The organism is Chloracidobacterium sp. (assembly GCA_016711345.1).
In the GTDB taxonomy this organism is placed as follows: domain Bacteria; phylum Acidobacteriota; class Blastocatellia; order Pyrinomonadales; family Pyrinomonadaceae; genus OLB17.
This window is the reverse complement of record JADJTD010000001.1, coordinates 2,372,285-2,388,603: the sequence shown is the minus strand read 5'-3', so window position 1 is coordinate 2,388,603 and position 16,319 is coordinate 2,372,285. Positions and strand designations below refer to the sequence as shown.

The 16,319-nt window shown below is 51.1% G+C and carries 7 protein-coding genes; 5 read left to right on the top strand and 2 right to left on the bottom strand.

The annotated features are described in order from the left end of the window. Window positions 1-231 precede the first annotated feature (231 nt). Window positions 232-468, top strand: a complete 237-nt coding sequence (locus tag IPL32_09820; GenBank protein MBK8466117.1) for a hypothetical protein — start codon at window positions 232-234, stop codon at window positions 466-468. A 321-nt stretch (window positions 469-789) separates the two neighbouring features. Here the strand turns inward: IPL32_09820 and IPL32_09815 are convergent, their stop codons facing one another. Together IPL32_09815 and IPL32_09810 are read right to left on the bottom strand one after the other, a co-directional pair. Then, window positions 790-3,135 carry a carboxypeptidase regulatory-like domain-containing protein gene (locus IPL32_09815; GenBank protein ID MBK8466116.1) on the bottom strand — a complete coding sequence of 782 codons (2,346 nt, stop codon included), beginning with the start codon at window positions 3,133-3,135 and terminating at the stop codon, window positions 790-792. Window positions 3,136-3,395: 260 nt separating this feature from the next. Next, the gene (locus IPL32_09810; protein ID MBK8466115.1) at window positions 3,396-7,529 is read right to left on the bottom strand and encodes a M36 family metallopeptidase; all 4,134 of its coding nucleotides are present in this window, start codon (window positions 7,527-7,529) and stop codon (window positions 3,396-3,398) included. 394 nt (window positions 7,530-7,923) lie between these two features. Here IPL32_09810 and IPL32_09805 point away from each other — a divergent pair, with 394 nt between their 5' ends. The 4 genes from IPL32_09805 to IPL32_09790 all read left to right on the top strand — a co-directional run bounded on the left by IPL32_09805 (window position 7,924) and on the right by IPL32_09790 (window position 16,318). After that, window positions 7,924-8,862, top strand: a complete 939-nt coding sequence (locus tag IPL32_09805; GenBank protein ID MBK8466114.1) for a GGDEF domain-containing protein — start codon at window positions 7,924-7,926, stop codon at window positions 8,860-8,862. A 131-nt stretch (window positions 8,863-8,993) separates the two neighbouring features. Beyond that, the gene (locus IPL32_09800; GenBank protein ID MBK8466113.1) at window positions 8,994-11,282 is read left to right on the top strand and encodes a tail fiber domain-containing protein; all 2,289 of its coding nucleotides are present in this window, start codon (window positions 8,994-8,996) and stop codon (window positions 11,280-11,282) included. Between the two features lie 4 nt (window positions 11,283-11,286). Next, complete coding sequence (locus tag IPL32_09795) at window positions 11,287-13,296, top strand: tail fiber domain-containing protein (protein ID MBK8466112.1); 2,010 nt, start codon at window positions 11,287-11,289, stop codon at window positions 13,294-13,296. A gap of 1 nt (window position 13,297) precedes the next feature. After that, the gene (locus IPL32_09790; protein ID MBK8466111.1) at window positions 13,298-16,318 is read left to right on the top strand and encodes a tail fiber domain-containing protein; all 3,021 of its coding nucleotides are present in this window, start codon (window positions 13,298-13,300) and stop codon (window positions 16,316-16,318) included. The last annotated feature ends 1 nt before the right edge of the window (window position 16,319 follow it).

The following is a 16,319-nucleotide window of genomic DNA, read 5'->3' as shown; positions in this document are numbered from 1 at the left end:
TCGAGACTATTTTGCATCGCGTAAATATCGCCCAACGATGATGAGACTAGCGCGGATTTTTGAAAAATGGAATACCAATTTTCCCAAAATGGCCGAACTTTCTCGATATTGCTTAACTTTCTCGATATGGCTCAATTTTCCCAAATTGGCTTGACTTACAAGGTATGCCCTCAAAGCCTTTGTTTCCCGCGTGTTGCGGCTAAAAATTCAACAACATTTACACGAAACACTATGAAAAACACAAAACGAACATTGGATTTATCGCAGCGAACCAAACTCCGCCTTGCCGAGGTCGAACGCCTCATACGTAAGCACCGGATAATCGTGCCGCCACTTACCCGCAAGACACTCATAACGATGTGCGAGGACGGTACATTTGAGACCGTCGGCAACGCACGGACAAAATTGGGCTGGCTGGTCTATGAAGATTCGTTCCTGAAATGGGTCAGCAGTCTGGATAATTCGTGAAGTTGATCGTGACGATGAGCTATGACGTCATGAAGGCAGCCAACAAACGCGTAATGGCTAGCGTGATGTGCCGTGTGAGATCACGAGGTGATCAGGTGTCCGCAAAACAGTGATGGCGGGTATCGCGGACACGAAAAATCACTTCCGACCGGTGGCTTTTTGGGCGTCTCCGATGGCTTTTTGGGGGTCGTCTGACGGCTTTTTGGGGGTCTCCGATGGCTTTTTGACGGTCACCCGCATCTCAAACCATGGTAAACATAACAAAAAAAGGCACTTATCTTAATAAGAGAAGCGCCGTTTTTGATAAATTGTTGTGATTTCCTATTGCTCGGCGATCAGGTCCGCCGCTGCTGATCTTCCGGTTACGCTGATCGTTAACGGAGTAAAATTGTGTCCTTTTGCGTCCGCGTGAACCGTATATGTTTGACCGTATTGCAGGCCTGTAAACCTGTATTCGCCAAGTTGGTTTGCAAGCAGCGAGCGGCTTTGGCCGGCTGTATCCGTTATCGTCACGCGGGTATTGGGAATGGCTTCACCAAACGGAGTTAATGCACGCCCGCTGATCTCAGCCTGATCCGCTGCAGCCACCGCGATTTCTACGCGTCCGTCAGCTACGATCACCTGCGGATCGCCTTCGTTAAGTAACAGACGCTCCCAAGTCAATGGAGTTGCCGCTCCCGGAGCACCAACCGCAGTAAACCTTAGATTTAAGAGAGTTCCATCAGCGTTTATCGGCATCGGACCGAAAACGGTCACACGGAGAAGCCCAGGTTCTGCTGCATTGGCTATGGCACTGAGGCCGCGACTGACAGTTCGATTCAAACTGACTGGATTTGCCTGCGGCTGTATCACGAGCGGATCGTATTGGAGGTCGAACTCGTAAGAGATGATCCCTTTGTTAGCGGCACTCTGTATTTTTACCGGAATTATGATGTCGCTGTCCGCCGCAACCAGCATATCCGCGGCTTTTACGACAGCGCTTTTCTGTGGGCCGCTGTCATTGGCCGGCCGGGCACCGGAATTGACCCAGTTTCCGGAAACGTCACCCATCAGCAGTGCTGAATAGTTTTCATTTACGATATTGGTAAGAATCGGCGGATGAGTGATTCCTACAGGGTTAAATATCCAGTTTCCCGCTAACCCTGACTGCGGAGCCGCAACCGAATATCGAGCGATAATCGAAGCGTCAAATGACGAGACGCCGCCACCGCCGCTGACATTGGCTACGGCCACTTGAGCTGGACTAAAAAGGGTCAAATCGACAACATACTGTGAGATCAGCGCCGCGTCAAATCCAGTTACAGCACCGTTGACGCCACCCGACTTTGACGGTGTCATCGAATAGACACCAGGTCCGAAGCCGCCTATCGAATAAGCTCCGAGGTTATTGGTTACGGCGGAAACCGGCGGCGATCCGAAACCGCTGATAAGCACGTTCGGCACGTAACGGGGAGCCGGCGGAGCCAGTATGTTGCCATAGGTGACAGTTCCCGATATTGTTCCGGAAATTACCGACACACTGCCGTTTGTCGTCGAAGCGCAAGGCGAACCGGTGTTGTATTGAAAGGATGTGAAATTTAGCTGACTAACAGTGCCCGGAAGCCCTGCTACGCTGAAGTTCAGGTTCACCAAAGTTCCGCTGCCCTGAAACTCATTTCCTCCGAAGATCGATACGTTTAATATCCCGTCAACCGGATTACTATATGCCAAAGTCCTTCCGCCGCCGTTTGAAATGCCAACCGGGCCAAAAGTTACTCCGCTCGGGGTAATGAGCCCCGGAGTATAGTTAACGGTAAAGCTGGCGGAAACTGCACCTTGGCCCGCCACATTAGAAATATTGACCGGTACGGTGACGGGAACGCCAGTAAACGTCGTCGCATTTGCTATCGATACAGAGTTAGAGCATGCAGGCGAGGCAGTTGGCGTTGCAGTTGCTGTTGACGTTGCGGTAGAGGTGGCTGTTTGCGTCGCGGCCGGCGTTGCTGTGTTCGTCGGTGTCGAAGTCGAAGTCGCAGTGTTCGTCGGTGTTGCCCCCGCAATAACGGAAATGCTGCCATTGGCAGTTATAGCTATGGGTGTACCGTCATTGAAATCGAAAGCTGGATGAAAAGCCGGACCCGGACCGATATAATCCTCAAAAGCCAAGGAGCTGGATTGTCCCGGCGTCCCGATAACATTGAATCTGAGGAATATCAGCGTACCCGACCCGTCGAGCGGCGATCCTTGAAAAGCGCCTAGAATAAGGTGTCCGGGATTGGTCGCGTTGGTCGTGACCGCCATCGCGCTGCTAAGCGTTCCGGGTCCTACGAAAGCAGGCGAAGCCGGTGTAACGACCGCAGGATCGAAAGTAACTTGAAGGTCGTACGAAAAGATCTCCAGGCCCGTCAGGTCTCCAACCGTGATCGGAACCAAAACAATACCCGGCGTCGAACTTACATTTGCAAGAGAAACCGTAACATCTAAAGGCGAGTTCTCAGTCGAAACGTTGTTTTTGGAAAAATCAGGTTGAGAATTTGTTTGCAGGCCAAACAGCCCTGAAACCGGTGCGAGAATGGCGTGATCTGAACGCGCGGAACCCATCACTGCAATGCTCGTAAGCAACGCCAGCGTGACAAAAATAAGGCCTTTTGTCCCGTAGAAGCGGGATGATCTCTCACTTATCGACATTAACAACTGTCTCCTGCAACCTTCTTCGCAAGACTTGTAAAAGCATCAGGGGACTTTACCCACCAATATCCGACACCCTATTTCAGATGCCTCTATACGTTTGCGTTATGGTCTTAAGTATAAGCAAATATGGCCTTTTGTCAAGATTATTCTTGTTGAAGAAGCTGTTGAATAATAGTTCGAAAAGGGTTGTTTGTTCAGAAAAAAGAGGCTGCCGGAGACCTGAGTCTCTGACAGCCCCTATTTGCGATTAAAGCTGCTTACTTGCGGCTTTTTGCGGCCTGACTAATAGAAGCTGCCGCCAACTCAACTCGCCCGTCCGTGACAAAAACGCCTGGATCGCCTTCGTTGAAGAGAATGCTCTCCCATGTCAGCGGCGATGTCGAACCAGGTGCTCCGACCGCATTAAATCTTAGATTCAAAAGCACGCCGTTACCGTCGATCGGGATCGCGCCGTAAACGACGACTCTTAAGAGTCCAGGTTCAGCCGCATTCACTACCGCCGAGAGCCCGCGGCTGGCGGTTCCTGTCAGATCGACCGCATCAGCCTGAGGCTGTATCACTGCCGGATCGTAACGGAGAGCGAATTCATAGGCAATGATCTCCTTTCCGTCAGCACCCTGAACAGTTACGGGAATAAGCACCTCGCCGCCGGCATGAGCCTTAAGACTCGGAGCTTCAACAGCAGTGCTTGCATCCTGCCGGTTGGCCGGACGTGCAGGAGCAGTATCTGACCAATTTCCTGTAACGTCTCCCATCAGGAGAGCAGAGTAGTTCTCGCCTGTAAGGGTCGCTCCAATGGATGGATATGTCCTACTTGTAGGATTAAAGATCCATTTTGCCGTCTGGCCGATTCCCGGCGGCTCATATGGCGGGCCGGCAACGAATTTTGCGATCATTGCCGCATCGAATGACGAGACCGTGGTATTGCCGCTAACGTCTCCTACAGTCAATTGTGTCGGAGTCAATGAAATGGATCCCGCGACAAATTGCGAGATCCTCGCTGCATCAAGCGAACTAAAAGCAGTACCGACTCCACCGATCTTGTTCGGAGAAACCGTGTATGGACCTGCACCAAATCCGCCGAGCGAATAGTTGCCGTCCGGGAAGGTTGATATGGCAGAAACTGCCGGCGAACCAGCGCCTGCCAAAGTGACATTGGAAACAAATCGAGGTGCCGGTGGATTGCCGATGGCATTTCCGTATGTAACCGTTCCGTCAATGAAAGGCGAACATGTAAAATTATTTGACTCGAATGTGAGTCCCCATCCGCCGGAGATCGTTCCAATATCAGTCCCTACATCATCCCGAACATACAAACTCCATGTTCCGTTAAACGCTGAACCTGTAGAGCCGAATGTTGAGGCGAAAGTGGCTACCCCAGCCGGAGCGGGATTTTGGTACGGAGATGCCGGTGCCGGAGCCGGAAATACATCCGTTGTGGTATCAGTGTTGCTTGGTTGGAATTCACCTGATGCCAACTGGGTTGTGGGCAAAAGTACAGCGGCGCCGTCCCATAAAACAAGGTTAATATTTGACACGTCACCGCTTCCGCCCTTATCCGCCATCGGAAGAAACTTCTGTCCGCCCGGTCCTACCAGCAGCATATCTATATCTTCAGGGAAAGTGTGAGTCAGGCCATTCAACCTCAATTTAATGATCTTATTTCCGCTCAAGCCAGATACGGTGATATTGGACGGGTATGGCGAAGCGGACGTATTGTCGTTAATAGTGATTGCTGCCGAGTTGTTAAAGTTCGCAGGTGCTCCGCCGACGGGGGTACCCACAACAAAAGAGAAATTTTGTGGATTTAACGCTCCGAGAGCGCTCGTTCCAGTAATTGTGATCTGGTGGGTGCTTCCGCACACGGTTGCAGGCGGTATTAAATACGGAATCTGCCGTGTAACCGTCGCTCCATCGGCAATGTTTCCGTAGTTTACAGAAACTCCGCCGCTAATGCCGCCAACTACGCCGTTGATGGCGGAACCTGAGGTGTTGGTGATCGGCACCGAAACCAGAACGTTCTCGGCCGGTTCCGGAAATGTATTGCCGTTGCCGGACGAATCGCTGACCGAAATTGGATTGGTTATCAATGCATTCGGCGCGTCAAATGCTTCCGTAACCGCCGTGTTATCAGCGCCTGTACCTGCATTTTGAATGCTCGCGCTAAATCCCATTCCGCGAACACGGAAACCTTCGCGGACGTCGCTAACATCAGCCGATGCTTCCGGCTCTTCGCCGCGCGGCAACGCAGAAGCAGCAGCTATAATTGCGTCACGCTCCTGAAGCATCGTCGGGCCGATTGGAGCGAGCTTCATACCGTCCGTAACGATCTGAAGAGATCGCGTCGTTCCGGCAGTAAAGCCAAGACGAGTGACAATGCGGTCGCGAACTTCCCATAACATGCTGCTCCATACCTCACCAATATTATGGACTTGGTCGCAGGTCGTAACTCCAACGGGGCCGCGTGGATATGCACTATTCGGCGGCGGATTAGAAGTTGTCGTTCCGATAAGAGTATTACAGCCAGCGTTAACATATTTGAAGGTGTAAGGATTATGAGGTTTGCCGTTTGGCCCCAGGAAAGTTATCGGGGCTCTCGGGAATCGGCGGATGCCGTAATAGTAGTTGCCGGTAAATCCGGCACTGATCAAATATGTTGCGTAACCACCGGTCGTGTGAATTGAGTTAATCGGATCCGTGGGTTCGGCAAGCATTACCTCGGCATACCAGTCACTCCAACCTTCGCCCATACCGCGTGCCATATTTGTTGACAAGCCTGACGCATTGCCGTGTAAACGGTTCGACGTGCCGTGAGTTACTTCGTGATAGATCACTTCAGCATCGGCCGTACCATCATAATCCGGTGTCGGGCCTGTCCAAAGATACATCTGCATACGTCCGCGGCCGCCGTCGGCCGGGGTGTTAAAGTTTGCATTGTTTGTTCCACCACTATCCTGTCCTTCTGCGGAAACTCGATCATTGCCGACTCCGCCGCGTCCAAAGTTGTTAGCCTGAAAGTTGAACGCCTGCTCTGTGAATCCACGCTTATATAACTCATCGTGATAACGGTTCATTGCATAGAACATCTGAATGACCGCTCCGCGCTGCGCCTGTGCTGTAAGTGGGTCATCTCCCGGCGCGGGACTTCCCGGTGCCGGATTCCATGTTGAACTGAAAACCCGATTCGGGCTGCCGGTTTGCGGTGCATCCACGCCGTCCGGTGCGACTCGATCGACGCCAGCTTCAACCGCGTTACCGTCGGTTATATTCGTTCCGTCAGTAACCCAGCCGTTGTTGTTAAAGTTGTTCGTTCCTTCATTACCTATCAGCGTTAGATTTGTCCTTGCAATGACAGGCGCTTGCTGTCCAAGCGTTGGGTCGAGCGGGCCGGGCGATAAAGGCGCAGGGCTGTCAGCAACATCAATGAAAGCGGTTGCATTGCGATATACCTGATAGGTCGCCGCTTGAGTCTGATCCTCGCCAATGTTCTTACGCCAGAGCATCGTACCGGTCGCGGCATCGACGATCACATAATACGCATTAACAGGCTGCCAGATAAGCACACGCCACGCCGGAACCGCAACGCCGGGTTCGGTCGGAAAATACATTTTCTCAGCCGTCGTTGCCCAGTCGCCCGTTCCAAAAACCGCCTTTAAATTATCTGATTCCTTGTCATTAAGTGTGATGTCGGCAGGCTTAACTTCATAATTGATATTGCGTGCCGCCGCCCTGACCGCATCTACCGGATCGCGGAAGTCAGTCGAAAGCCTTGTGTAATCAAGCCCAGGCGCGAGATTGTTGATAACGCGAATTATTCTGCCGTCTTGAGTAAATCCGGCCTTAACTTCGCTTCGGAAAACCGGAATGCCGTTCGGCCTTTGTTCGAGATGTGCGTAGGAAAGATTGCCGTCAGGGTTTGTGTAGTCCGTCAAAACTACCAGCTCATCTGCCTGCTGACGCGACACGCCAACAAGTTCGTTATTAGCCTTTACAAAGTCGCGCAATATCTCTGAACGCTTCTCACTCGACGGTCCGGTAAGCCGTGCAATCTGTGTCTTCCAAACGTCAGGCGTTATCACTTCTGGGATGCGAATATCAGCGTTGTACTCGATCTTAAGCGTCGGCACATGTTGTCTTAGTTCGTTTTCGCCGCGAACAAATCCTTCTCTGATGTCGGCAACTTCTACCGCGCTTTTACCCGATAAATTTCGGGCAGAAAGCATAAAATCCGCTATCGCATCGTTTTTCTCCGAGCGAATGTCGTAATTCGGCAAGCCAGCGTCGACGCTTGTCGTCTTCGTGAAAAGGCCTTTAGGTCCCGCCGCCTTAGTGCCGAATTTATAAGGCAATACAACTATCGCCGTGAGTAACCCCAAAACAAAAAGAGACACAAAAATCCCTTTACGATTTTCCGATTTAGATCGCGTGAACATTAATTTCCCCCCAGAAATGATTAACTAAATTGTGAATATCAGGTAGTCGTCACCTAAGAACAATGACTGGATTTAAATACAAAAACTCGCTTCAAACTTCGAAGCGAATAAAAAATTGAACTGTATCTTTAATACACTTAATTTCACATGAAATCAAGAAAAATCCTTCGCGATGTGTTGTTTCGATCAAAAACGTACGTGAGCGGTGTGCCTTGGCATCGTGATCTTTTCTGGTTTCTCTGCGATTTGGAGATAAATCCAAGGCAGCTGCGACAAAAACTTGTGGAAAATATGCTAAAAAGTAGGTTATTCTATTAATTGACGCTCCCTCCTTCCGACCGCAGCCCTGTCTATGAACGATTCGAAAAATAAACTGCGACGCGATCTTAAACCCGCGTTGGTATTTCTCAGCGGCGAACTGATCGCTGTGCCGATACCGCTTGAGCGCGAAGAGGTCATCCTCGGACGAGCTCTCGAAGCCGACGTTCGTGTGAATGACACACAGGTCTCGCGTCAGCATGCTCGCATAATTGCGATGCCAACCGAATCGCGGGTCTCGATGCAGTACATCCTTAACGACCTCGACTCGCGAAACGGCACATTTCTCAACGGCCGCCGCGTCAAAAAAGAAATCTTGGAGAACGGCGACAAGATCACTGTCGGCGATACGATCCTGCGGTTTGACTTGCTCGACGAGATCGACCGCGAATATCAACGGCAGATACACCGTTTGATCTCACACGACGACCTAACGGGATTGCTTTCGAGCCGCTCGTTCTTTTCGGAATTGCGACGTGAAGCAGGCCGTGCAAAGGCCGAGAAACGTCCGTTCTGTGTGTTGATGATGGACGGCGACAATTTTAAGGGCGTAAATGACAAATTTGGCCATCTGACGGGCAGCAAGACGATCGAGGAGATCGGTTTTTCCATCACAACCAGCCTCCGCAGCGGCGACGTTGCCGCGCGTTTCGGCGGGGATGAATTTGCTGCGTTCTTGCTCGACGCCGATCTCGCTCAGGGCATCGTTGCAGCCGAACGAATTCGCAAAGGCATCGAAGAATACCATTTCAGCGTCGTCAAACAGGGCAGAAGCGATGAAAATCACCGCATATCCGTCAGCATCGGCATCTCGTGTTTTCCTGACGATTCAAAGGACCCGATCGAGCTTGTAGAAATGGCCGATTCCGCCCTTTACCGTGCCAAACGTCAGGGCCGCAACCGCATCGCCGCCTACCGCGATATCACCATCGAAGACCTCAACTACAGCGACCTGCCGCCCCGCCGCGAATAGCTTCTGATCATTACTGCACTCCGTTTTCCCGGCTCAGCCTGCGTGCGCCATAAAGTATCTTTGTTTTTGTTACCCTCTGTGAAATAATTGTAGAGCCAATCACAATTAGATCGCCTCCGGAGGATAACAAGATGAAAAAGGTTTTTGCACTCGTGTTTCTAACTCTCACTGTATGCTCGGTACAGAAGATAAGCGCCCAAACGACAGAGTTTACTTATCAGGGGAGTTTGCAAGACGGCGCAAATCCGGCCAATGGAAATTACGACTTTGAATTTAGGCTATTTGACCTCGCAAGCGGTGGCGTCCAGCAAGGCAGCACGGTCCAGCGGCTAAACGTCGCGGTTGCAAACGGCATATTTACGGTCTCACTTGATTTCGGCTCGGGTACTTTGCCCGGTGCGGACAGATTTCTTGACATCGAGGTTCGCACGGCAGGCGGCGGAGCGTTTACCGCGCTTAGTCCGAGGCAGCGGGTTAATTCGGCTCCATATTCGGTAAAAAGCCTCAATGCGGCGTCTGCCGACACTGCAAACAATGCCCTCCAACTTGGCGGCGTTGCAGCGAATCAATACGTTGTCACGACCGATCCTCGAATGACAGACGCCCGAACGCCGACGGCGGGCAGCACGAACTACATACAAAATACGACCGCTCTGCAATCACTCAGCAATTTCAATGTCTCAGGAACTGGTACGGCGAATGTTTTCAATTCAACTTCTGATTATCACGTTAGCGGCTTTAGGGTCCTGTCAACGCTTGGGACGAACAATGTGTTTGTAGGGATCGGCTCAGGGCTCGTAAACACAGGTGCGCGCAATGCTTTCTTCGGCCGGGATGCAGGCGAGCAAAACACCAGCGGTGAACGCAACTCATTTTTTGGCTATGCTGCCGGCCAGGGCAATATCACAGGCGGAAACAATTCGTTCTTCGGTACTGATTCGGGGGCCTCGAACAATTCGGGATTTAACAACTCTTTTTTTGGCAGCCAAGCGGGAAGATTTAATGCGGGCGGAATAAATAATTCCTTCTTCGGAAACATCGCCGGGCGGGCCAACCTTACCGGTGTACGTAATTCATTTTTCGGCGCGGCCTCTGGAACCGTTAACACGATCGGCGAAGATAATACTTTTGTTGGGTCTAATTCCGGCACGTCAAATACGAGTGGTTTTTTCAATTCGTTCTTTGGCTCCACTGCCGGACAGCAAAATTCCACGGGCGGCAATAATTCGTTTTTCGGAAGGGGTGCTGGTCTTTCCAATACAACCGGTTCGAATAACACTGTAATCGGCGACAGCTCGAACGTCGGAGCCGGGAATCTAAATTTTGCCACCGCGATAGGTGCTCAGGCAGTCGTCGGGACCAGTAATACCGTCGTCCTCGGCCGGCCGGCGGATACCGTCCAAGTGCCGGGGACGCTGAGCATTAGCGGCTCGCTGTCGGCAGGTGTTCTGAACGCATCTACTCAGTTCAATATCGGCGGCAATCGCGTGTTCAGTATTGCTGGAACCTCTAATGTCTTCGCCGGAGCGGATGCCGGTGCCGATAATTCCACGGGCACCCAAAACTCCTTTTTTGGGCAGTCCGCGGGCGCAAATAATACGACGGGGACGACCAACGCCTTTTTTGGTAGGACTGCTGGTTTTCAAAATACGATCGGCGAGGACAACTCGTTTTTTGGTGCGAACGCTGGGCAGAATAACTCGGCGGGCGATTCTAATACATTCGTCGGCCTCGCCGCCGGATTCGGTAACAGCACAGGAAGTTTCAATTCATTTTTCGGGGTTGCGGCGGGCCAGTCCAACACGACAGGAGACAACAATACAATAATCGGAAGTTTTGCGAATGTTGGATCCGGAAATCTAAGCTATGCAACCGCTCTCGGTGCCGGAGCAGTCGTCTCGACGAGTAATTCGATCGTTCTCGGACGGGCTGATGGGTCTGATTTCGTCCGCGTGCCGGGCGTTATTGTCCTTACAACACTGAGCAGTGCCGGTAGTACACAGGTTTGTAGGAACGGTGCAAATGTCATCTCTACCTGCTCATCATCGCTACGTTATAAAACCAACATAAACCGATTCGGACCTGGCCTGAGCCTCATCAATCAGTTAAGGCCGATCACCTTCGACTGGAAAGAAGGCGGGATGCACGATCTCGGACTCGGAGCCGAGGACGTCGCCGCCATCGAGCCATTGCTTGTCACATACAACAAAGACGGCCAAGTAGAAGGCGTAAAATACGACCGCATCGGCGTCGTGCTCGTCAACGCTGTAAAAGAACAGCAATCTCAGATCGAGACGCAGCAGTTAAAGATCGAAGCTCTCGAAAAGCAAAATCAGTCGCAGCACAAATTAATCGAGGCCATTACAATAGCCTTGTGTTCACTTAACCCGGCAACAGAAATCTGTAAACAAAAGGAATAAAACAATGTCACGCTATTTTTTTACGATCTTATTCATTGGTCTTTTGACCATCGCCGTCTATTCACAAACAACCGAATTTACGTATCAAGGCAGCTTGCGTGACGGTGCAACTGCGGCGAACGGCAACTATGATTTCGAGTTCGTATTGTTTGACGCTGTGAGTGGAGGCAGCCAACTCGGGGTCACGAATGTCCATTACAACCTGCCGGTCATCAACGGCATATTCGGCGTTAAGCTTGATTTCGGTGCGGTATTTCCGGGAGCGAACCGTTACTTAGAGATTTATGTTCGTCCCAATGGCGGCGGAGCATTTACCGCGCTGGGTCCTCGGCAGTTGGTCAATTCATCTCCGTATTCAATAAAAAGCCTGTATGCCGAAAATGCTGCAACTGCCAACAACGCGCTTAATCTCGGCGGCGTTGCTGCAAATCAGTTTGTCGTTACAACAGACCCACGAATGACGAATGAGCGTCCGCCAACTTCAGGCAGCACGAACTATATTCAAAATCAGAATGCCGGAGCGCAGGCCGCAAGTAATTTCAACATCAGCGGCAACGGCACAGTGGGCGGCACACTTAGCGGCAATCTTGTTAGTACGGCAACGCATTTTAGTATTGGGAACAATCGTATTCTTACTAATATCGGTTTACAAAATATATTTGCCGGTGTAGGAGCGGGATCGATAAACTCCAAGGGTGCTGCCAATTCCTTTTTTGGTTATGAGGCCGGATTCGGCAATACAACAGCCAGTAACAATTCATTTTTCGGCAACAGGGCTGGATATTCTAACAGTGGAAGCAATAATTCGTTCTTCGGCCGTGCTGCTGGACAATCCAATACATTTGGCGACGGCAATGCGTTTTTCGGGGCATTTGCCGGACAAAGTAGTACTACAGGCAGTTTCAACTCGTTTTTCGGACAAAGTGCCGGCCAAGCCAACTCAACGGGCAATAGTAATTCGTTTTTCGGGACTGAAGCAGGAACCGAAAACACGACAGGCATTTCCAACTCTTTCTTTGGGCTGAGTGCGGGAGCGTCCAATACTACAGGTAATGACAACTCGTTTTTCGGACGCGGTTCGGGACAAGCAAATACTACTGGTTTTTTTAACTCGTTTTTTGGACGTAGTGCAGGACAAGCAAACACGACGGGGTTTGAGAATGCGTTTTTCGGGCTGAGTGCCGGAGCTTCCAACACAACTGGCGATGAAAATTCATTTTTTGGAAGTGATGCAGGTGATAGCAACTCAACGGGCAGTGCAAACTCGTTCTTTGGTAATGCTGCAGGAAGTGGCAATACAGCGGGTATCAACAATACCTTAATCGGCCATAATACAGGTTCAGCTACCACAACCGGCGACAATAACACGTTCCTCGGCAAAGGAGCCGGAACTGTAAACACTACAGGCAGCAACAACACTCTGATCGGCTATAACGCCGAAGTTGGAGCCTCAAACCTTACCTTTGCTACCGCGATCGGTGCAGGTGCAGTGGTCTCGACAGACGACACGCTCGTACTTGGCCGCAGCAGCGACATCGTTCGTGTTCCGGGCTTTATTCGCGTTCTTCAATTGGGAGGTGCCGGTCCGACACCGCTTTGCCTTAATGCAAACTTCACGATCTCGACCTGCTCGTCATCACTAAGATATAAGACCAACGTCAATCGCTTCGGCCAAGGCCTCGATCTGATTAACCAACTAAAACCGATAACCTTCGACTGGAAAGACGGTGGTCTGCACGATCTCGGCCTCGGTGCCGAGGATGTTGCCGCGATCGAGCCACTGCTAGTCACATACAACTCAAATGGCGAAGTCGAAGGCGTAAAGTACGACCGCATTGGCGTTGTGCTCGTCAACGCTGTCAAAGAACAGCAATCTCAGATTAAAGCACAGCAGAAGGAGATCGCCGAACGAAAAGAGACCGAGCAAAAACTGCAATCGCAGATCGACGAGTTAAAGACGATCGTTTGTTCGTTAAAACCAAATGCAGACGGCTGCAAACAATCGGAGAAATAGGATGTTTAGACTAATTTTGTTTATCGCGGTATTCAGCATTGTTGCCCTAAACACACAGGCTCAGACGACCGAGTTCACCTATCAGGGCAGTATGAAAGACGGGGCAAGTTCGGCAAACGGAAACTACGATTTTGAATTTAAGCTGTTTGATCTGGTGAGTGCAGGAGCGCAGCAGGGGAGCACGATTCAGCGGCTGAATGTTGCGGTTGCTAATGGAATATTTACAGTTTCGCTTGATTTTGGAGCAGGCACTTTGCCGGGAGCCGATAGGTTTTTAGATATAGGTGTTCGCACGGCAGGCGGCGGAGCGTTCACCGCTCTTACTCCGCGGCAACAGGTAAATTCGTCTCCTTACTCTGTGAAAAGTCTTAATTCGGCAACGGCCGACACCGCCACGAATGCAACGCAGCTTGGCGGCGTCGCGGCTAGTCAATACGTCGTCACCTCCGATCCGCGAATGACCGACGCCCGCCCGCCAACAGCAGGGAGTGCTGATTACATCCAAAATCAAAACGCCGCCCCACAATCGTCAAGCAACTTCAACATTAGTGGCACGGGAACGGCAAATTTATTCGTTGCGACGGCACAATACAACATTGGAGCGAACCGCATTTTAAGCAATCCGGGGTCGAATAATCTTTTCGCCGGCGTTGGTGCCGGAAATGCACACACGACGGGAACTGGTAATTCTTTCTTTGGCAGGATAGCCGGTGACGCAACAACCACTGGCAGCAGCAATGCGTTTTTCGGTTCGTCGACGGGTAACAATAACGTAAGCGGATTTGCCAACACGCTGCTTGGCACAAATGCTGAGGTCACGCTTCCCGATCTGCAGTTTGCGACCGCCGTTGGTGCAAACGCTTCGGTTTCGACGAGCAACACGATAGCACTCGGCCGCCCCGCAGGACAGGACACGGTGAAGGTTCCCGGCATACTCGACGTCACATCGCAATACTTCATCGGCGGCAGCAGGCTGATTAGCACAGCCGGTGACAATAATCTTTTTGTCGGGATCGGAGCGGGCGCGGCAAATACCGTCGGACAGTCAAATTCATATTTCGGTAGAGACGCGGGACTGAACAATAACGGATTTCACAATTCATTTTTCGGTTCGTCCGCCGGGCGAATGACAACTGGCGGTTTGGGAAATTCGTTCTTCGGCTCCAGCGCCGGCGAGCAAAACGTCGATGGTGAACGAAACTCATTCTTTGGCTATCTGGCTGGCAGAGCGAATACTACTGGAAACGTGAACTCATTTTTTGGAGCTCAGGCAGGAACTGCGAATACCACGGGCGGCTTGAATGCTTTTTTCGGGTCGCTGTCAGGCAGCGCAAATACGACAGCTGCCGGCAATACATTTTACGGAGCGCAGTCGGGCATTAAGACTACAACCGGCGGCAGCAACACATTTGTAGGTTCTAACGCCGGATTCGACAATGTTACGGGCGTCGAAAATTCATTCTTCGGCGCTAGCGCCGGACTGAACAATACCGCCAGCCAAAATTCGTTTTTTGGTTTTCTTTCAGGATTGAGCAACACTACGGGTGTGCAAAACTCATTTTTTGGTTTCCGTTCCGGCAGCGTAAATAGCGTGGGCGTCGCCAATTCTTATTTCGGCTTTCGGGCTGGTGAATTTTCAACCACGGGCGACAACAATGCCTTTTTTGGTTCATTTACCGGCAGGAACACCACAACGGGCGGTAGAAATTCCTATTACGGAGCCTTTGCGGGAGCGGCGAATACGGGTGGAAATTTTAATTCTTCTTTCGGATACGGTGCAGGCTCGTCAAATCAATCCGGCAGCAGCAACTCGTTTTTTGGCAACGAGGCGGGCAACAGCGCGTTAGTGGACGAGAATTCGTTTTTCGGAGCCTTTGCAGGCAAAAATACTAATACGGGAACAGGTAATTCTTTGTTCGGTTTTCAGGCTGGACTTGCGAATACGGTTGCAAACAATAATTCGATGTTTGGACATCAGGCGGGACTGGCAACGACGACCGGCGGTGGAAATGCGTTCTTCGGAAGCAGTGCGGGAATTGCCAACACGACCGGAATTCAAAACGCATTTTTTGGTTTAGTGGCGGGAGACTCGAATACATCCGGCAGCAACAACAGCTTTTATGGAGTGGGATCAGGCGGCTCAAATTCAACCGGTGCGTTTAATGTATTTATCGGAACCTTTGCCGGAAATACGAACACGGCCGGCGACAACAACACGGTTCTCGGCTATAACGCAGATGTAAGCGGAGGAAACTTTAACAACGCAACGGCGATCGGCGCACGGGCGTCCGTTTCTCAAAGTGATTCACTTGTTCTGGGTAGTATCAATGGCGTAAACGGAGCTGTCGCAGATACTAATGTGGGAATCGGGACAACCGCGCCTGCGTTTCGTTTAGACGTTGCAGATCGAATAAGAATAAGTCAGCGAACCGGCAGCGCAGGCGGATCTAACAGCGCCGGTATTTGGCTGCATCAAAATACCCCAAACGACGATCGCGGCTTTATCGGGATGCGCGACGACAACAATGTAGGGCTTTACGGCGGTAACGGAGCGGGTTGGGGCCTGTATCTAGACACGACAACCGGATTTGTAACGGTTCCGTTTCTTGGTATCGCAGGCCCGACTCAACTATGTCGAAACGCATCGAATCAAATTTCGACATGCTCGTCGAGCTTGCGTTACAAAACCAACATCGGCCAATTTTCGCAAGGGATATCATTTGTAAACAACCTCCGCCCGATCTCGTTCGACTGGAAGGACGGCGGCATGAAAGATGTCGGCTTTGGCGCGGAAGATGTCGCAAAGATTGATCCGCGATTTGTAACATACAATGATAAAGGCGAGGTCGAGGGCGTAAAGTACGACCGCATTGGCGTTGTGCTCGTCAACGCTGTCAAAGAACAGCAATCTCAGATCGAAACTCAGAGGAAACAAATTGAACAGCAGCAATCGCAGATCGATGCATTGACAAAGCTCGTATGCGCCTCAAACAAAGAAGCCGAAATTTGCAAGGAGAATTAAA

Coding starts and splice junctions, on each gene's coding strand:
- IPL32_09815 (MBK8466116.1), bottom strand. CDS start 3,135: ATGTCGATAAGTGAGAGATCATCCCGCTTCTACGGGACAAAAGGCCTT.
- IPL32_09800 (MBK8466113.1), top strand. CDS start 8,994: ATGAAAAAGGTTTTTGCACTCGTGTTTCTAACTCTCACTGTATGCTCG.
- IPL32_09795 (MBK8466112.1), top strand. CDS start 11,287: ATGTCACGCTATTTTTTTACGATCTTATTCATTGGTCTTTTGACCATC.
- IPL32_09790 (MBK8466111.1), top strand. CDS start 13,298: ATGTTTAGACTAATTTTGTTTATCGCGGTATTCAGCATTGTTGCCCTA.
- IPL32_09820 (MBK8466117.1), top strand. CDS start 232: ATGAAAAACACAAAACGAACATTGGATTTATCGCAGCGAACCAAACTC.
- IPL32_09805 (MBK8466114.1), top strand. CDS start 7,924: ATGAACGATTCGAAAAATAAACTGCGACGCGATCTTAAACCCGCGTTG.